Here is a 19,733-nt window from a genome sequence, read left to right as displayed (position 1 = left end):
ATGCTGCAAATAATAACATATTCACTATCAATACAGTACGGAGAGGCTCATTGCTCTGGATTTGGTTTATTTATTATGTAATTCTTATGTACTCTGATGATCTTTTATTATCTTTCATGTTTAAAAAGCCTTATTAATGGGGTGTATGCGATGTACGTATAGGTTGGATAAATATTCTTTTTCAGATCAATGAGGGAGTTAAAGTCAGACACTCCTAACGCATTATTTTACTGTTTAGACAAAATGACAAGTAAAAAAGGGCCTCCTCTGTTATGCAAACCAGCTCTGCATATTGCTTTTATTTATGATCAACTTATGTTTATTCAAACAATGAAAGGCAGGATAAGGTAAAGGCAGGACATCCATACCTTGTATTCTTTTAAATCATCAGATTAAAATAAATACCATAATCAACTAAAAGTTAATATTACAACATATAGTCGCATCCAGAAAATCTGACATATAATTCAGAATTTCAGAGTCTTTCTTTTTTCTTTTTTAAGATTAATCAGTCGCGTATGAATGGCTCTGCATTGAGCTTTGTCCACTAAAAATAGCGACCATCACCCACCAGCAATGAACGGAGTAGCACCTTATAATGAACGAATTATACCCTGAAATTGAGCCCTTTAATGATTTTCTCTTAGACGTTGGCTGCCAGCACCAGCTGTACGTAGAACAATGTGGTAACGTTAACGGCCAGCCAGTCATCTTTATTCACGGTGGGCCCGGTGCAGGTTCCTCCGCTAATGACCGACGTTTTTTCGACCCTGAAAAATATCATATTATTTTATTTGATCAACGAGGTTGTGGACGATCGACTCCTTATGGCAGCTTAGCAGACAATACTACCGTGCAGTTAGTCGCTGATCTTGAGAAAATACGCAACCATCTTCAGCTTGATAAATGGCATGTATTTGGAGGTTCATGGGGATCAACCCTCGCATTGGTCTATGCTCAGACTCATGCTGAACAGGTGCTCAGTTTGGTGCTCAGAGGAATATTTTTAGGTCGGGTGCAAGATACTGAGTGGACTTTTGCTGGCGGTGGTGGCTCGCGTATTTTTGCTGATTATTGGCAAGAATATTTAGCTACCCTGCCCGCAGCTATACTTAGTCAACATAATCATGTCAAAGTCGCTTACGACATTATGACTGGCAACGACAAAGATGCCGCTGAAAAAGTAGCACAAGCCTGGGCTAACTGGGAAATGCGTTGTTGTACCCTAGAGCCCAATGATGAATTTGTCAGCGCCGCAACTTCTGATGATAGTTGCTGGACGCTAGCACGCCATGAAGCCCATTACATGGTCAATAAGTGCTTCTTAACGGATAATCAAATTTTGAAAAATTGTGATAAAATAGCCAATATTCCTACTGTACTTGTTCATGGCCGTTATGACATTGTTTGCCCCTTTGATAACGCGTGGCTTTTGCATCAACAACTGCCTAACTCGCAATTAGTGATCAGTAAAACCGCAGGTCATGCCTCGGTTGAACCTGAAACTAAGCATCACTTACTCAATGCCACCAACGCGATGTTGGAATTATCACATTACTAAGACGCTATCTGCTATACTCAAACCCTATTGTATGGTGGTAATTCGCGTAAAGTCCCCGATAAAAATGCTCGGGGATAACTTCAAAGATTAAGCAATAAAAAAATTTTTTACCCAATCAAAAGTGTACTAGGGTCTGGTTTTTTTGCCTTTTTCAATAATTTGTATCCGTTCTAAGGTCTTATATTCCTCAATATAATAAGTTAATTTTTTATGGTCTGCATTTATTGAGGTCTCTATAAATGGAAATGCATCATTCCCCCAGCATAAAACATCAATTTACAATCATGTGTGATTCTATCTGACTGCTTTATAGATCTGTTATTATATAATTCTTATTAATAAATAAAATTTTAAATGTGTATTAGTAAGAATGCAGACTAATACACTGTTATGTTTATTCCTAGGTAGGGGCTTATATGAAAATTAGATTCATGAAAAAAGCTGATTTAGAAGGTGCAGCTAGCATCCATAAATTAGCCTTTATAAGACAGAAAAACTCATTCGAATGGATACAATGCAACTTTAACGCATTTCCTCGGTTCTTGAACTTTGTTGCTGAAAAAAAAGGAGAAGTTGTTGGCTATATAACTTGGGTTCAAAAAAGTGGTTTCCGTCCTGAAGCCGTTATTGAACTTGAGCAACTAGCGGTATTGCCAAATTTTCAAGGACAGGGTATTGGTCGTAAATTGATTAATGAATCACTTCCCTTAGTCAAAGGTCAGTTGTTATTGAATGGTTCGACGCTAAAGCACATTCTGGTGACAACACGTGCGGATAATTTTGCGCAGCAACTTTACAAAAAAACATTGGGCGCTGAAATCGAAACAACCATTAAAAATCTTTATTCAGCTGATGAAGTTTTAATGATAGCGCGCAATGTAAGTATATAAACATAACAAATTGCTGCACGCGGACTCGATACAGTTGTCACGGTTTTTGCTAAAAAAACTAACCAAGCCACCCATTCTTACGTGTTTAGATAACCTTTTAATAATCTTGGGTGACCATGTTAATTCCTATGTTAATTCCTATGTTAATTCTTCAGTCTGCATTGAAAGTTGTAATCGGCACAGTGCATTTTATATTTGAAAAGGGGTAATTCCAGCGCTTCAATTTGTGCTAAACGGGTTAGATCAATTTATCCTGAGAGTTGCGTTGGAGTATTAAGTTTCCCTGCTTGCAATTGGGTAATAGATTGTTAAATTACTGTATTAAATGAGTTGGTTTGTCGTTTCAAGTTAAAACCAATATTAGCCAAGCGTGATATGTAGGCAACAAGCAAACATCTCACAACCAGCTAACAAGGCCATTAAATCGGACATAAAAAAGCTGATCTTTGTGGCTGGCGTTAGCTCTAAAAGGAGTTCCATTGAGCATTATCAAACAATCAAGCCTATTTACCGTATTTCTGATTATTTTCGGTTTTATTCTTCGTTATTACTCTGTTTATAACTTAGGTATAGAGATTAATTTTCTGAGTATTGCTGTAAGTGTATTAATTGCAGGTTTAATTGGCGGTGCTGGTTTTTATTTAGGGCAACGTACAGCTAAAGAGTCGTTAGCTATAAAGCACTTAGCATTCTCAGCAACCTTAGTATTCTTAGTCTCTCATACCCTAAGTTATTTATTAGGCTTATACCAGATATCTTGGTTTGCATATGTTGGCGTTGTATTTGCTGCCTCATTTATTGCAGCAGTTCGAATACCTAGCCTGTTCAGCAAAACAAAGCACAGCACAGCTAAGAAGTCATTAAACTAGGACAAAAAACGCAAGACCTGATAATCATATAGCAAGTTCCTACGATTCATATTCAAGCCTAGGATCGTGAAAACTGCTGCGGCTACTTATCCATTTTAGATTAGATAAAAAATGGATAATTATGAACGCCACGTATAGTTTAAAGCCATTAGAACAGCTTGGTGACTTACTATAAAAGTGGTAGCAAAGGCACATATCTGTATGTTATTGCCCGTATGCTAATATATTATTTGGAGTAAGTAGTTATTCGGAGTGAAATAATCACGCCATGAATGATAAATTTACAGTTAATTAATACAGGAGATAAAGAACAATGGATAAGTTATGGGATGACGCGCAGTTTAAAGTAGAGAACCTAATCGTGATGCTTACCGATGCAACGGGTTCAGAGATCGGTAAAGACCTCATAAACGTTCGTACAGGACGCATTGAGATTGCATTTAAAATAGGAGATGTTTCTATTGAATATGGTGGAGATTTTTATAAATTAATTTTAGGAAGTTTAGGCTACATGGCATCCATAAAATTGTCGAAGACTGAAGCTAACAGGTTGGCTAAGCTATTAGAAATAGATATCACTATCTTAGATGAATAAAGAAAGCTCACAGGGTTCAGCTCTTTTTTTGCCTTTAACCATTCAGGTCTTGTCTTTTACCTAAAAACGCAAGACCTGATAATCAGATAGTAAGTTCCTATGTTTCACGCTCAAGCGTGTATGTTATACGTATAGCTAAAACGCGGGCTTTAAAACGAAACTATATGTTGGCATTAACTTACATTCAAACAACAGCATTTTTTCAATTAAAGATGAAACGGATAACATCATGGCGCAGGTTATTGATAACCTACTGAGACATGGGATATATGACAGCAGACTGTCATCTTCATTACTCTATTGATTATTCCACACTGAGAATATTTTTAACGCATGTAGAGCATCATTCGATCGCAACTCTAACTGCCTTGCGCGTTCGAGTGTTATAGGCAACCCCTCCTCCAGACGAAACCCCAATCCCAGACACCGCCTGGATCACCACTTGATGTGTAACCATCAGTGTAAGACTATTTTGGTCGAGTTCTGAAAGCTTTTCTTGGAGCAACTTGAGTGTTTGATTACGATCAGCATGCTCTTCAAAAAATGAGTTAAGTCCAGCAAATTTTACAACTACGCCAAGTTGTAAAAGTTTGGCGGTTTCGAGGCAACGACACCAATAGCTTGAATAAACTTTATCAACCACTATATTCGACTGCTTTAATTTCTGCCCTAATGCGATAGCTTGACTTCGGCCAGCAGCATCCAGATTTCGCTGTGTATTGCACTGGTTAATAACAAAATTATCAGGATCACCAAAACCTGGAGCAATAGCATGGCGTATAAATAATACGTTGGCATCGATTTCCCTCAGCTTATCCATAATGGGATCGACATTTGTGGCGGCGAAGACGCTCTGCACACTACCCGATGATATGATAAAAAATAATAATAAATAACGCACTAGCATGTGTTTTGATCCACTGTTGGTTGAAGATTATGATCGATATAATCTAAAAATATTCAGTTAATATTCGAATATAACTTCATTATTGTCAATCAAAAAAATTGGATAGCTCAGGGGCTTCTTTTTGCTTTTTAACCATTAGGGTATTGTCTTTTGCCTAAAAACGCAGACCTGATAATCGTATAGTAAGTTCCTACTTTTTACATTCAAGCTTAGTGTGTGTGTTTGTGCACATAGCTAAAACGAGGGCTTTAAAACGAAACTACATGTTGGCATTGACACCATTTAGCTTAAAAGTATCGACAAGATTATATTATTTGGTTTTGGATTGGTATTTTTTTATCTGGGTATCAGTCAAGGGGAAGGTTTTTATCACTGCAGTAACATCGTTTGAATAACACTTGGACAGTGTTTCCATAAGGGTTACTTAAAATCGGGATAATAGAACGCTAAATGGCTCTAGAAGACCGTATTTAGTGGGGTTTTATTGGGGATTTGAAAGTTAAAAAATGTTTTAAAACAGGAAATTGGTCGATAGGCATCTTCGAACCTAAAAATATAACTTCATTAAAAACAAAGCATTATGCTATATTCACGGGTTATTATTTAACCCAGTATTACTTATGGTATTACTTTAAATAATTACTTTCGCAACTATTACCTATTTTGATAATAATTGTGACCCTGTCGACAAATACTGCACTACGACAAACAAAGCCGCTCCAACTATGTGCTAACGCACACACAGTCATAGCCAAACCAACTAATCTTAGAATTGAATAATGCCTCGGTTGCTCAGCCTGCCCAGACATGAAAATCAAACACCCACCATTAAACCCACTTCTTTTACGATTATGATCCAAATTGATTCAAAACCATGGGGGACTCTGCATTGAGTCTCGGGACATGGATCATGACTAAGCGATCAAATTACAAAAAAAGAGATATGCCACTCATCATATATCTCCTTTAGCTGTAGTTAATCAGGCCGCTTGTTTAAAAGATCTTTTTCCTAAAGCCGCAAAACCAAGTAAAATAAACCACCACCCCATAGAGCCGCCACCTGCACCTGCACCTGCACCGCTGCTACTTTCTTTAGCTGCCGTTGTTGCGACAACATTTTTAACCTCAATGGAAGTTATGGTAGAAACAGCTTCTATACCGTCAGATACAGTAACTTTCAGTTCTATTGTTTGGTCATTCGATACTTGAGGTGTCGTGAAAGTAACATTGGCTAATGTTGCGTCAGAAATAGTTATTGATGGACCGGATATCTGCTCCCATAGATAACTTAAGCTATTATCATCAGCATCTAAACCTTGCGAGCTTAATGTTAGAGAGGTGCCTTCATTAAATGACGCATCATGCGAGCCAATAGTAACAGAAGGAATCTGATTTACTTGAGTAACTAATACTTCGATATTTTCTGTTGTACTGCTTTGGCCATCATTCACTTCTAACTCAAAAGTTAACAATTCATCTGAACTAACCGAAGGTGTAGTAAAAGAAAGAATCGCACTATATTCTCCTGTAAGTGTTACTAAGGTTCCATCCACTTGTGACCATTGATATGTCAAAGTATCGTTTTCCGCATCCGTAGTACCTGATGCATCAATACTCGTATCACTTTCTTCATTCACTTCCATGCGAGTATTTATATTGATAACAGGAGCCTGATTTACTATTTTTATAGCCAACACGCCAGGATCTTTTATCACACCATTAACAAGTCCATCGGCATCATTATTACTGCCATCTTTTATCAGTAATTGAATACAATTATCTCCAGCAATCAGTCCTTTTTCGTATTCAGATGATAAAGGAGCAGGACAATTACCATCACTGTCTTTGAACGCTGAAAGTAGCGCGTTATCATCATCTACAATAAAATCAAACCAACCCTTCACAGCATTATACTTACGATATATAGCGGCTTCTGGAATATATCTCCCTTCTGCAAGGGGAATAACAACGGGTACTATATCTCCAACGTTAGATAGGCCTGATAAATTAAAATTGGTAATGTTTGATAGTCTTGTAAATTGACTATCGACATAGTTATCAACTGCACTGCCCTTATATCCACCATTCACTGCAATATCGTTTATATCGACAGAAGCCGTTTGAGCATTAGCCCCTCTTGATGAACTTACAACATCACCTAAACTTAAACTTAAGCCATTAATTGTTTGCATTGGTGCCATACCTTCACCAATAGGAAGGTGGCTAGGGTTATCATCGGTATCTAAATAATCAGAAATACCATCTTGATCACTATCAGCATAACCTTCATCAAAATCAGAAATACCATCATTGTCATTGTCGAATTCTGCACTTAATGCATCCAAAGCAGTATTTACCACTAAATCAACATCGATAGTAATTTCGTATAGTTCAGTAGTATTATTTTCCTTCACTTTAACAGATAAACTATAGGTATCAGCAGCTAGCCGTTCAGGAGCTAATTCAAACGTAGTCACCATAGCGTCAGCATTTAAATCAACTAACCAGTCATCGCCAGTATTCCAAGTGAGATCATGTGTATCTAGAATATTCATATCATCAATGACGGCAGTGATAGTAACCCTACCCCCTTGAGTATCTACAATGCTGATAGGCTTATCATTTTGCTCAATGCTTATGTGTAATCTAGGTGAATAATTTTTCACATCAACCGCTAATACCATTGTAAATACATCACCTAAAATAGCATTAGCAGCTGATTTAAGTGATATTTTCACTATTTCACCATTTACGGCATCGCTTGGGATAGTAACTTGCAATAAACCATTAACTCCTTCATTAATAGTTATTTGTGCAGTTTCTACCACCAAATTCACACCTGTCACCTCATAATTTATAGTTACAGGGTAATTAGCTGCATTACCCGTCAAATGCACTGGAATATCAATTGTAGCTCCTGGTTCAACTTTACGATTCTTACTCAATTCGGCTTGTGGATTAATATGAATTTCAACTTCTGTTTCCTTTTTATTTCCAGAAGCGTCTTGAGCTGAAACAGCGACAATGTGTACACCTGAAGAGTATAAACCATCCCCATTTACCTTAGCTTCGATATCACCATCAACAAGGTCGTGTGCAAGTATTGTTATGTCATTAGCGATATTAGTGCGTAAACCACGAGCATCAATAGTTTGAATTTGCATTTCACCAAAGCTTGGTGCTGTTGTATCGACAATGTGCACTAATTGAATCGCTGTTGACTTATTGCCTGCAAAGTCGGTTGCAGTCCACGTAATTTCATGATCTCCTAAAGAGAGCGCATCAGTATAATCAGAGCTAACTATCGCTGAGTTTAAATTATTATCGGTAACATCAGGCACAGCTAATTTAATAACTGTATTAGCTCCTGTTGCTTCAACAGTAACGTCGTCAAGCGTTGGGAATGTTGGCAGTTCCTCATCACCCACGGCAGCGTTTAATGGCTCATTATCATTTAAATCAATAATCCCATCCGCATCATCATCTGTATCCGCGTTGTTACCAATCAAGTCCCCATCAGTATCTATTGATTCTGAATTATCTACAGGATAATTATCTACGACATCTAACACACCATCGTTATCGTCATCGACATCAAGCACCAAGTCTGAATTAGCAACACAAGTCTCAGTACAGTTTTCATTGAAGTTATCCGGTTGTCCATCAGAATCAGTATCGATACTCGCAGCTGCATTTCCAGTAAACGCATCATTTACATCTAACACACCGTCATTATCATCATCGGTGTCTGTTAGATCTGAAACAAAGTCACCGTCGTTATCACTTGGTAAGGACTCGGCTGACAACCTATTGGTGTCATTAGCCAATTCATCAACATCAGAATAGCCATCATTATCATCGTCTAAATCAAGTGTTAAACCAGATTCAGCAACACAAGTCTCATCACAGTTTGAGTGGAAGCTATCAGGTTGTCCATCTAAGTCAGTATCAATACTGGCCGTCACATTATTGATGAATGCATCCAACGTATCTTCGATACCGTCGTTGTCATCATCGGTATCGAAATAATTATAACTACCGTCACCATCGTTGTCTTTACTAGACTTATTCACTACAGATAGATTATTCAGATCATTAACTCCGGATAATTTCAAAACAGACGAATTTTCTTTAGCATTAATATCTAATACTGTTATCAGATAACCATCATTACCATCTGTAGTAAAATACAGCTGACTTTCATTGGGAATGGCTATGATTGAATCATTTAAATTATTACTCCAAGCAAGAGTACTCATTGAGGTGTAGCCATTAATTACAAGTGTATCCTCCACTTGGTAATCGACTATTGTTGTAAAGCTAGATAATCTGGTTTTGGAGAGATCATTGAAAATAAATTCATCTTTACCATTGCCTCCGGTTAACTCATCTGCCCCTTCACTGGTAACAATAATATCGTCGCCATCATATCCATAAACAATATTAGGATTTGCATCAGTAATTATTACATCATTATTTTGGCCTGCTATTATTTTCTCAAAACCACTAAATATGTCGTTATCAATATCCACACCTGAAGCTGTGCCGCTTATAAAATCAACAATAATTGGTAGTTCAGCAGACGTATACTTTAAGGTATCAACTCCAGCATCACCTTCATAATTATCATTTCCTTGCCCTGAACCACCAATCACAAGATCATTTCCCTCTCCAGCAACAACATGATCATCACCATTACCAGCGAAAATATAATCATTTCCTGACAAACCAACTAAATAATCATCACTGCGATTAGCGCCAAAAACAAAGTCGTCACCCGTAGATCCATCTATGTCATAAGAATTAGAAGTATCATCATCAGGATAATAAAGATTGATTGAAGTAACTGAATTTTGATTAACTTGCTCAATATTTTCTTTGTATAAATAGTTTTCATTTTCAGCAAAGTCAATCAACCTTACAAAGTCAATCTTATACTCGCCATTTTCATAAATTTGTGGGAGAGCTATCTCACTAGAAAAGGTTAAATTCAGCTTATTTGTATCGACTTCTAATTCTTGCCATTTATCTAAATTTCCATTGTTCGGACGGGTTAATCTCAAATATACACTTTGAACCCCTGAAACATCATCGGTAACTAATCCATTGGCCATTAAAATAGGACGGTCGCTCAGCTCATCAAACTTAACATCAATATTGATATAACTTAGAGATGAAAGTGTCGAATCAGAATTAGGATTGGTTAAGGCGTAGGCCTCTGTATTTTCTAAAATCCAGCTTTGAGAGTTATTTGAATTTCCAGCATTGTCGTATAGACGTATGGTGTTAATTGTATATTCACCTGAGTTTGCATATTTGTTTAGAGCAAAATCGAAGTGATACGTATCAACATCAACTTTTGTACCGTACTCTTGAAGTGAGACTCCAGTGGGTGAGTTAAGTTCTAATACTATTCTCTCTTGTACACCACTTAAGTTATCTTCAACGACCAAAGAGAAGTTAACTTGAGGCTGCCCTTCTTCATTTATAAGCCAACCAGATGACGTTAAAATTTTGGGTGAAGGTTTAATAGTATCTGCAATGGGGTTATCAAAACTTACACTTGTAGTAAATCCAAGAAGGTTTAACTGGTTCTCATTTAAATTAACCTCATTACCTTGATTATCAATAAGGTTAATTGCCCTGACGTTATACAATCCAGAAGCCGTATATTGATTTAATTCAATATTGGCAATAAAAATACCGGTAGTTGAATCTCTCGTGAGGGTAATCCAGTGTTGCTCGTTATCTTTTAACCAATACAGAAGTTTAAATGATTGTGAAGAAGAGAAACTGTCAGATAATTCAAGCTCAAAATGAATTTGTGGTACTGCATCATTACTAAGGCAGTATTGAAAAAACTGTATATCACCAGTTGAATCATTAACACTACTTAACCCTGAATTTAATGGACAGGTGTCGCTAGTATCTTCAATTAAATCACCATCATCATCAGTATCAGTATTGTTACCAATTAAATCGCCATCAGTATCAACAGACTCCGCTGCATCTAACGGGAAAGCATCTTCAGTATCAAGGGCACCATCGTTATCGTCATCGACATCAAGCACCAAGCCTGATTCAGCGACACAAGTCTCAGCACAGTTTTCATTGAAGCTATCCGGTTGTCCATCAGAATCAGTATCGATACTCGCTGCTGCATTTCCAGCAAACGCATCATTTACATCTAACACACCGTCATTGTCGTCATCGGTGTCTGTTAGATCTGAAACAAAATCACCGTCGTTATCACTTGGTAAAGACTCGGCTGACAAACTATCGGTTTCATTAGCCAATTCATCAACATCAGAATAACCATCGTTATCATCATCTAGGTCTAACTCTAAGCCTGAATTAGCAACACAAGTCTCAGTACAGTTTTCATTGAAGTTATCCGGTTGTCCATCAGAATCAGTATCGGTACTCGCTGCTGCATTTCCAGCAAACGCATCATTTACATCTAACACACCGTCATTGTCTGTGTCTGTTTCGTCGACAGAAGGCACACCAGTCGTCGTCACCTGCAACGTCTCTGTGACTGATGAGTTTCCCGCAGGATCATTGATAACTATTTCGACATAATAACGGCTTCCTTGCTCTAAACCCGTTAACACAACAGCATGGTTAGTTGTAAACAGTTCAGACGCTGCTTGGTTATCAAAGCGATCAGCCGCTAAGCCATATCTGATCTGAGCCGTGGCCAATTCATCACTCAAAAAGGTTAATTTTAGAGAGGTTAACTGTATATCACTGCTTTGGGGTACTTCTGTAAAGCTAGGATTATTGTTATCTGCGGAGCTATTGGTAGTTAGTGTTTTAACAGCAGACACTAATTGATTACCCGCAAGATCAGTAGAAGTTACTTGATATTCATAGTGAGTGGCAGAGCTTAATCCACTCAACACAATTTGCTGTGATGCCAGATGGTCTGTACGTCCAGAAGAGTATCGTTGATCGTTATTCTGGGCCCAATACAAAATTGAAGCATTCGCGAGTTCATCGGTTTCCCATCCGATGATGGCAAGGTTGTTGTTAAGATAGCTCGCAGTTGGCTCAATTAGAAACATCGGCGCACTATTATCAATACTGTTCGCCATGGATACAGTGCCACTACTCACCATCGAAATATTTTGAGTTGATGCCGTAAGCTGCTGCTGTTCAACTGCCATTTCAATCGCGCCGTCTTTCGCCGTATAAGCGACCACCGAACAACTATAATATTCACCGGCAGTCATTCCTGTCAGCGAGGCTTGATGACGCAACCCTTTGTTGCGGCTTCCGTTATCGTTGTCCATTACCCGACTTGAAACTGAATAAGTATTTCCGCTGTCATCAACACAGCGAAGAGTGCCTTCGGTCTGCTGATGGGTACGCCAGTTCACCACCATAATTGACTTTGAGGTATAATCCACAGTAGGAGGAATAGCAAAACTCAAGGTGCGATTTTTCTGATTATTAGCGGTTATAACACTGTGTATCTCCGGCAATAGTACAGTGTTACCTACCTCATCGGTCAGCCTTAGCTGGAAATAGTAACGGGTTGCCGCTTCTAAGTGCTGAAGATTAACCTTGGTCTTGGTACCCGGAGCTGCGCGACCAGCAGTCAGGTTCAGGTTGCTCTGATCGGTACCATAAAGCACTTCCACGACGGCCGATTCATCAGTGTGAACAAACAGACCAATATGGTTTTGATTTATCTCATGTAGCAGCGGAGCACCGAGTAGTATCGGTGCGTTAATATCGTCTGTGAGGAGGGTCGTGACAGATACAGGTCCGGCTAAAGTTGGACCATTGCCGTTAGCATCTTCAGAAGAAACCGTGATGAAATATTCAACGCCGCTCTTCAAACCAGTCAAACGCATGCGATGCTCGGTAACCAAGGCTTCATCACTTAGAACATCATAAACAGTATTGTCATTATATGAGACGCCACTAATAGCGGGTTCATCAGTAGTCCAAAGTACCGTAGCTTCATGACTGGTAACATCGATTAACAACGGGCCAGATAAGATAACTGGTGCCGTCAAATCCGGGGCTGACAAGGTCACCAATTCCACTTGCAGTGAAACTGTTGGGCCATTACCTAGGGCATCGGTGGCTTCAACCCGCACCGAATATTGGGTGTTAGCGCTTAAGCTATTAATTTTAACTTCATGCATAGTGCCTGCGGCGCTGCTCAATTCGCGCACTAACACATCGCTTTGATAAAGCCTCACCACACCATTAGCCACTTCATCTGTTTCAAACTTAACGACCGCGCTGTTATGGGTCAACTGCTCAACCAGCGGCCCACTGATGATGACAGGCGCTTGTGTATCGAGCTGCGCCAGTCTCGTAAAACTACTGGAGCCAGTTGCTGGGCCATTACCCTGTGCATCAGTCGATTTTACCGTCACTGTATAGGGAGTGTTGGAACTCAGGCCTGAGAGTGGTACTACATGATAAGTGACAAAATCGGTATCGTTAATAGTCTGTCCGCCAATACTGACAACACTGTTTGTTGGCTCATCGGTCGTCCATTCAATTACCGCAGATGATGAAGTGACATCACGAATCATGGGGCCGTTGAGGATTAACGGAGCTTCAGTATCAACAAAATCGAGCACTATCGTCATCGAAGTATCACCCGTTAACGTTATGCCGCTAATAGGTGTAATAGCAAAGCCACTTCCTTCTGGAGGATTAATCGCAATATCTATTGCTTGATGAGCAAAAATAGCAAACTGATAGTCACCATTCTCATCGGAAATAGCATTGGAGTTGGTATTAGTTCCCCTATTATCAAGACTATAATAAGTGGATGGTGTGGTGGAGTAATCAGAAAAATAATGACTGATTTTTAGTTGAACGCCTGGTACTGCTACGCCATTAGCATCAACCGTTTTTCCACTTAACCAAACCAAAGGTAATATCGCATCTTGCACGGTATCTGCCGAAACAATGATGTGTTGTGGAAGATAGTAAATTCTCGCAGAATCCGGTACGGGATAATCGGGGAAGTGGCTGCCAAAACCACTCTCATACCAGCCATAAGGCGACAAGTATGGCCTTAGCTTATACTCCCCAGGCGCTACTGAAAATTCATAATAGCCAGTGCTATCGGTATAAACGGGATTACCTATTTGGTCACTACTTTCCTGACCGTGTAAAGTAATTTGAGTATTATCAATCACTCGGCCTTGACTGTCTTTTAAGTAACCGCTGAGCTTGACTGATGGCACCATCGCTAAATCCATGGAGGTATCATTAGTTATATCGACGTCAAAAATCGTCGTGACAGCTAAATCGGCACGTTCTACTGGTGGTGTAACAATAATATCCATGGCTTGATTAGCAAAAACAGCAAACTGATAGTCACCATTCTCATCGGAAATAGCATTGGAATTGGTATTAGTTCCCCTATTATCAAGACTATAATAAGTGGATGGTGTGGTGGAGTAATCAGAAAAATAATGACTGATTTTCAGTTGAACGCCTGGTACTGCTACGCCATTAGCATCAACCGTTTTTCCACTTAACCAAACCCAAGGTAATATCGCATCTTGCACGGTATCTGCCGAAACAATGATGTGTTGTGGAAGATAGTAAATTCTCGCAGAATCCGGTACGGGATAATCGGGGAAGTGGCTGCCAAAACCACTCTCATACCAGCCATAAGGCGACAAGTATGGCCTTAGCTTATACTCCCCAGGCGCTACTGAAAATTCATAATAGCCAGTGCTATCGGTATAAACGGGATTACCTATTTGGTCACTACTTTCCTGACCGTGTAAAGTAATTTGAGTATTATCAATCACTCGGCCTTGACTGTCTTTTAAGTAACCGCTGAGCTTGACTGATGGCACCATCGCTAAATCCATGGAGGTATCATTAGTTATATCGACGTCAAAAATCGTCGTGACAGCTAAATCGGCACGTTCTACTGGTGGTGTAACAATAATATCCATGGCTTGATTAGCAAAAACAGCAAACTGATAGTCACCATTCTCATCGGAAATAGCATTGGAATTGGTATTAGTTCCCCTATTATCAAGACTATAATAAGTGGATGGTGTGGTGGAGTAATCAGAAAAATAATGACTGATTTTCAGTTGAACGCCTGGTACTGCTACGCCATTAGCATCAACCGTTTTTCCACTTAACCAAACCAAAGGTAATATCGCATCTTGCACGGTATCTGCCGAAACAATGATGTGTTGTGGAAGATAGTAAATTCTCGCAGAATCCGGTACGGGATAATCGGGGAAGTGGCTGCCAAAACCACTCTCATACCAGCCATAAGGCGACAAGTATGGCTTTAGCTTATACTCCCCAGGTGCCACTGAAAATTCATAATAGCCAGTGCTATCGGTATAAACGGGATTACCTATTTGGTCACTACTTTCCTGACCGTGTAAAGTAATTTGAGTATTATCAATCACTCGGCCTTGACTGTCTTTTAAGTAACCACTGAGCTTGACTGCACTACCAAGCAACACTACATTATGCTGTACGTCATTTCCAGCAATAACAATTTGCTCTGCAGAAGATGAAGGAAAACCGCTGGATTGTGGCGGGGTAACCGTTAAATAATAAGTGCCATCGGCAAGCATGGGAAAATGATAAAGCCCTTGGCTATCAGTTATATCTGCCGTAATGCTTTCAATAGCCTCTTGATTTTCATCAAGCAAACCGACGCTCGCACCTTCTAATACAGCAGGACCACCATAAACCGTACCACTAATAGTGCTACTGGCCTGGGCATGCGTACTCAGTAAAGCCACAAAGAAGAAACATAAGACAGATAAAAATTTTTGAATCTGAATTCCTTTTCGCATAATTAAATCCTTATTTAATCTATTTTTATTACTGAGTATGTTTTCTCTACTTATCAAAACAGTAGCTGAAAGCAACATCATAATGCTTGCGGTTGAGGGCCTGATAAGCAAAATTTAATTTATAGTTATTTGCAGTATTTTGTACTAGACCTTCAGCAGTGGGGATTGCTTTTGATGCTTCATTATTAAGCGAATTCACAAGGGATGCTTGAGCTAATGATGCTGTATCACTTTTTTTTACTGGGTTTCGTATATCTTCAACGTAGGCTGACTTTAACAATAAAACAAACACACTAGCCAAAAATATTATTTTAATTCTTATGATTTATTTACATTTACTTGATCGCTCAATTCTAAATTGCGCTCAATACCTTACCAAACAAAAAATTAATATAACATCAAACAAACGTAAATAAGAGGGGTGAAGCATGGAAGGATTGCGACCTTGTTTCGATCGACTAGGGGAAATGGAAAAATACAACAACCTGTTTAACCATCTCAACTTCACGATGCTTACTAAAGCAATAATATGGGGTGGTATGACTTCCAAGCAAATGCCAAAAGACAGTTAACGGCATTACATCAACGTATTCAATCCAAATTGATGCCGCCTCGTCTTGCCTTTTTCCTCAGACTATAATGGGGCTAAAGCGTCTCATCGTTATAATATATCTAATTAAAGGAGAAATTGGCTTTTACGCGCGCTTCATGGGAGTTAGCAAGCGAAGGTTTGTCAGATTAAGTTGATCCTCGCAGACTGAACAGCTAAATCCGAGCTAGATACTTTAATAATTACTCCTGCTAATCTATCGTTGCGATCAATTCAACTATGCCGCTAATTCCCTATTTTATCCCAATACCTTATAAACGGTAGTGCGACTGCAACCCAGCTCTTTACTGATTGCGTGTTTATTACGACCCTGCCCTGCAAGATTATGTATCTGTTCGTGCAGATCATGGTCAGGAAAACGACCTAAATGCTTACCATCTTCTTTGGCTTTTTCTCGACCTTCATTACAACGTTGTAAAATACGTTTCCGTTCCATTTCAGCAAAAGCAGAAATGGTGGTATAAATAACTCTTCCAATATCGCTATTGATATCAAGGTCTGCAAGATCATGACATACCAGACCAACACCTTTATTTGCTAACTTATCAGCAAGTTGAAGTGCATCAATAGTATTACGAGCTAAACGGTCAACCTTCATCACGTGCACAACATCCCCTTTTCTAGCAAAATCTATGAGTAAGTTTAGTTGCTTCCTATCGGACGATTTACCACTCGCATGTTCTTTATAAATTGCCTCACACTTAATATTGTTCAATTGTTCAATCTGAACCTCAAGCGTCTGTTCCTGCGTACTGACACGGGCATATCCAATTTTCATAACCATTACCTTTATAAGTGTACATAAACATATCAATTAATAATGGACATGAACATTAAATAAATCAAGGATTATATGAACACAATTATACCTATTAGGAGGACTGTGCATTAAGTTACAACATAATGAACAGTCAACTTTGACGTTTGTATCTTATAAACTTGCGTCATAGTCGCTAAAGCATTTACTAATTAGGTATTCATCATACCGTTATTGTCCATATTCAAAATATCGTTATATATTTCATCAAGCGGGGTTTTGCTATCGCCCGAGTCCCGGCCTAATTTATCTGCCTCCAATTGCGTCTTATGCGTTAAAGCGTTACTTTTTTCTATGTCAGCTTTCATTTTTGCTTGGCTCATAAGAGAATTCGCTAATGACTCGATACGTGCAATTTTCACATTTAAAATATCTTGATATTTAGCATATGATTTATACAGTCGTACTTTTTGTTCAGCGGTGAGCTCACTACGAAGATCGGCTTCAACCTTTTTGATCACAACCATTAAATTAGATAGCTGCATACGCATTAAATTAAGCTCATCTTGTAATGTTGCCAATATAGCCGAGGAATATCGCTGGGCATCTTGGTCTGTACTAATAAATTCGCTGTAATGCCCATAGGTACGCGCATTTTGATTACCCAGTGACTTAACTCGTTTCTTTGAGCCCGGGATTTCAGCAGAGTTATCGTATATAACTTCGTCCTCTTCACTTTCTCTAAGCGATTGAATTTGATCCTTATTCGACTTTGATATAAACGATTCCTGCGCATTTTTTACATCTTCACTGCTGAGTGCATCTCCCCTTAGCTGCGCAAGTTTAGGGATTATTTTTATATATCGACGAGCCGTGTTGTAAATTAAATTATTCTTTTCGCACCACTCTTTCACCGATATTTTTGTCAGTGCATATTCGTTCATAAATTGTTGGTTTAATCGGTTCCAGTCGTTAGCCATGTGGCCTCCACTTTGTTTCTGATTATTAGTGAATTAATTCATTCAAACATTATTTCCTTAAAAATCACTCAGCGCTGATAGTTATTTGTGTTCCTCCTGAAACTATTTTTCCGACTTCAATCGGCTGGTTCCATATGTTTTGGTTTGAATTGGTCTATTACTTTTGCTGAGTAATTTCGCTTGGTATGACGCTCTGTAAATCACTTCAGCCATGATTTCTTCATCTTCTCTAAAAATCATGTAATAACCATTTTTAGATTGACGAGCCGTTCCATTACAAATATCACTCCATAAACTTTTAATTAACCTCATTAATTTATCTGGATAACGTATGGCTGATCCATTAACCATCAGCATAAAATGGTAGTGGGGATTTTCGGCAGTGTTTTGTTCTCGGCACCAAGAGAAACCAAATTTACTTATTTTATAAACAGACTTTAGTTTTGTTCTTAGCCTCCTCAGGAAATTAGTAACCAAAGTGTTTGTTTCAGCGTTTGTAGGCATGTGTAAATCAAAGAATGTTACGAATGTTCGGCGATAGGTTTTCCTCATCATATAAATTTGTTCAATAATTTTACGGAGATGCGAGGGGTATATCGGTGTATATTCTCCGGCATTCACTTTCCAGAGCAGATCTCCATATCGATAATAGGGTTGTATACTTACTGACTTACTCACTTATTAGCCCCCAGTGATATCTAAATAAACCGCAGTAGATATTAGTAAATACCCTCGGGATAATGTGTTCCTCGGATGCGGAAAGTTGAAGCAGACCAAGGGCTTCGACCTGTTTTCATTAGCACTGAAGCAACAACAAAACAGGGTTTTAAGTGATAGTCTCCAATTCATTGCAAACATACATCCCCTCCTGCTGTTACTTTCCCCTCTTTTGTAGCACGCATTTCAAGTCTATTTTCCATCCAAATTTCTACTTCAGAATCAACCCAACCAACAGATCTCATGGAGATGTGAAGGTTTAATGGAAAACGTCCGTCTTTCATTAATTTGTATAGCATCGCACGTGAAAGTCCGGTTTTCTTAACAACGTCTGCTAAGCGTAATATTTTCATGTATATCTCCAAGTGGGGCTTAGTTTGGACTCTGCCCGGTAAAAATTGACAAAAAAAAGGCCGCAATTAAATTGCAGCCTCTGAAATAAATAATTATGATTTAATGTTGTTTAATCCATGCATTAAGCTGATTGGGTATCCAACCAAGTGTTTTTCCATTATTTTTGATAGGTTGTGGAAAGGTACTGTCTTGTTTGGCCTTATTGCGAATTGTGGTAACACTCATGTTTAACATTTTGGCAACGACTGATGTTGGATATAACGGACTTGGTGCAGAATACCTTCTCATACACCACCTTTTGAGTTGATTTTTACCCGTTGATCTCGTTCTTGAATACGAGATTCAATCCACTCTTCAATCTCAGATTCTAACCAGGCGACGGTAGATCCTGACAACGTGAAAGACTGCGGAAAAGTCTGGGCGGCAACCTTTGCGTACAGAACCGAACGAGATAATCCCGTACGATTGAGGACTTCTTTGATTCGGATAAATTTCATAAATTTCCTTTCCTTTAGGTAAAAAAAAACCCATCAACAAGTTGATAGGTTTTTTGTGTTATTGAAAATCATTAGAGCTGAAAGTAGCCCTTTAGTTTTTACATATTGTTATTAATTTTCAACAGGCATAAAAAAAGCTGCACCCCAAACAAGGGGCACAGCTTTCTCTCAATATAAGA

General features: G+C 38.8%; 12 protein-coding genes. 4 read left to right on the top strand and 8 right to left on the bottom strand.

Annotated features, from left to right (window positions below):
• Nucleotides 1–598: 598 nt before the first annotated feature.
• The 4 genes from pip to PING_RS01365 all read left to right on the top strand — a co-directional run bounded on the left by pip (nt 599) and on the right by PING_RS01365 (nt 3,915).
• Nucleotides 599–1,561, top strand: coding sequence for a prolyl aminopeptidase (gene pip, locus PING_RS01380; RefSeq protein ID WP_011768679.1), 963 nt, complete (start codon nt 599–601; stop codon nt 1,559–1,561).
• Nucleotides 1,562–1,977: 416 nt separating this feature from the next.
• Nucleotides 1,978–2,451, top strand: coding sequence for a GNAT family N-acetyltransferase (locus PING_RS01375; protein ID WP_011768678.1), 474 nt, complete (start codon nt 1,978–1,980; stop codon nt 2,449–2,451).
• Between the two features lie 479 nt (nt 2,452–2,930).
• On the top strand, nt 2,931–3,320 hold the full coding sequence (locus PING_RS01370) for a hypothetical protein (protein ID WP_011768677.1): 390 nt from the start codon (nt 2,931–2,933) through the stop codon (nt 3,318–3,320).
• A 313-nt stretch (nt 3,321–3,633) separates the two neighbouring features.
• Nucleotides 3,634–3,915, top strand: a complete 282-nt coding sequence (locus PING_RS01365; RefSeq protein ID WP_011768676.1) for a hypothetical protein — start codon at nt 3,634–3,636, stop codon at nt 3,913–3,915.
• Between the two features lie 343 nt (nt 3,916–4,258).
• Here PING_RS01365 and PING_RS01360 read toward each other — a convergent pair whose 3' ends face one another.
• The 8 genes from PING_RS01360 to PING_RS01320 all read right to left on the bottom strand — a co-directional run bounded on the left by PING_RS01360 (nt 4,259) and on the right by PING_RS01320 (nt 19,554).
• Entirely contained in the window at nt 4,259–4,822 is a 564-nt protein-coding gene (locus tag PING_RS01360; RefSeq protein WP_011768675.1) for a histidine phosphatase family protein, read from the bottom strand.
• A 980-nt stretch (nt 4,823–5,802) separates the two neighbouring features.
• Nucleotides 5,803–15,639 carry a PKD domain-containing protein gene (locus PING_RS01355; protein WP_011768674.1) on the bottom strand — a complete coding sequence of 3,279 codons (9,837 nt, stop codon included), beginning with the start codon at nt 15,637–15,639 and terminating at the stop codon, nt 5,803–5,805.
• Between the two features lie 848 nt (nt 15,640–16,487).
• On the bottom strand, nt 16,488–17,027 hold the full coding sequence (locus tag PING_RS01345; protein WP_011768672.1) for a recombinase family protein: 540 nt from the start codon (nt 17,025–17,027) through the stop codon (nt 16,488–16,490).
• Nucleotides 17,028–17,218: 191 nt separating this feature from the next.
• Nucleotides 17,219–17,986: a hypothetical protein gene (locus PING_RS01340; protein ID WP_011768671.1), complete on the bottom strand. Its 768-nt coding sequence runs from the start codon at nt 17,984–17,986 to the stop codon at nt 17,219–17,221.
• A gap of 102 nt (nt 17,987–18,088) precedes the next feature.
• Entirely contained in the window at nt 18,089–18,664 is a 576-nt protein-coding gene (locus tag PING_RS01335; protein ID WP_011768670.1) for a YagK/YfjJ domain-containing protein, read from the bottom strand.
• 167 nt (nt 18,665–18,831) lie between these two features.
• Nucleotides 18,832–19,056: an AlpA family phage regulatory protein gene (locus PING_RS01330; RefSeq protein ID WP_011768669.1), complete on the bottom strand. Its 225-nt coding sequence runs from the start codon at nt 19,054–19,056 to the stop codon at nt 18,832–18,834.
• Between the two features lie 100 nt (nt 19,057–19,156).
• Nucleotides 19,157–19,345: a helix-turn-helix transcriptional regulator gene (locus tag PING_RS01325; protein WP_041765752.1), complete on the bottom strand. Its 189-nt coding sequence runs from the start codon at nt 19,343–19,345 to the stop codon at nt 19,157–19,159.
• Nucleotides 19,342–19,554 (bottom strand): AlpA family phage regulatory protein, encoded by a 213-nt coding sequence (locus PING_RS01320; RefSeq protein ID WP_011768668.1) that lies wholly within the window; start codon nt 19,552–19,554, stop codon nt 19,342–19,344. The genes PING_RS01325 and PING_RS01320 overlap by 4 nt, the downstream gene beginning before the upstream one ends.
• Between the last annotated feature and the right edge of the window lie 179 nt (nt 19,555–19,733).

Origin of the sequence: Psychromonas ingrahamii 37, from assembly GCF_000015285.1 — a bacterium.
Classification (GTDB): domain Bacteria; phylum Pseudomonadota; class Gammaproteobacteria; order Enterobacterales; family Psychromonadaceae; genus Psychromonas; species Psychromonas ingrahamii.
Note: the sequence above shows the minus strand (reverse complement) of the source record. Positions and strands in the feature narration are given on the sequence as shown.

What these genes read in the sequence shown, in the direction of transcription:
- PING_RS01365 (WP_011768676.1), top strand. Translation starts at nt 3,634, where the DNA reads ATGGATAAGTTATGGGATGACGCGCAGTTTAAAGTAGAGAACCTAATC.
- PING_RS01320 (WP_011768668.1), bottom strand. Translation starts at nt 19,554, where the DNA reads ATGAAATTTATCCGAATCAAAGAAGTCCTCAATCGTACGGGATTATCT.
- pip (WP_011768679.1), top strand. Translation starts at nt 599, where the DNA reads ATGAACGAATTATACCCTGAAATTGAGCCCTTTAATGATTTTCTCTTA.
- PING_RS01340 (WP_011768671.1), bottom strand. Translation starts at nt 17,986, where the DNA reads ATGGCTAACGACTGGAACCGATTAAACCAACAATTTATGAACGAATAT.
- PING_RS01325 (WP_041765752.1), bottom strand. Translation starts at nt 19,345, where the DNA reads ATGAGAAGGTATTCTGCACCAAGTCCGTTATATCCAACATCAGTCGTT.
- PING_RS01375 (WP_011768678.1), top strand. Translation starts at nt 1,978, where the DNA reads ATGAAAATTAGATTCATGAAAAAAGCTGATTTAGAAGGTGCAGCTAGC.
- PING_RS01330 (WP_011768669.1), bottom strand. Translation starts at nt 19,056, where the DNA reads ATGAAAATATTACGCTTAGCAGACGTTGTTAAGAAAACCGGACTTTCA.
- PING_RS01345 (WP_011768672.1), bottom strand. Translation starts at nt 17,027, where the DNA reads ATGAAAATTGGATATGCCCGTGTCAGTACGCAGGAACAGACGCTTGAG.
- PING_RS01355 (WP_011768674.1), bottom strand. Translation starts at nt 15,639, where the DNA reads ATGCGAAAAGGAATTCAGATTCAAAAATTTTTATCTGTCTTATGTTTC.
- PING_RS01360 (WP_011768675.1), bottom strand. Translation starts at nt 4,822, where the DNA reads ATGCTAGTGCGTTATTTATTATTATTTTTTATCATATCATCGGGTAGT.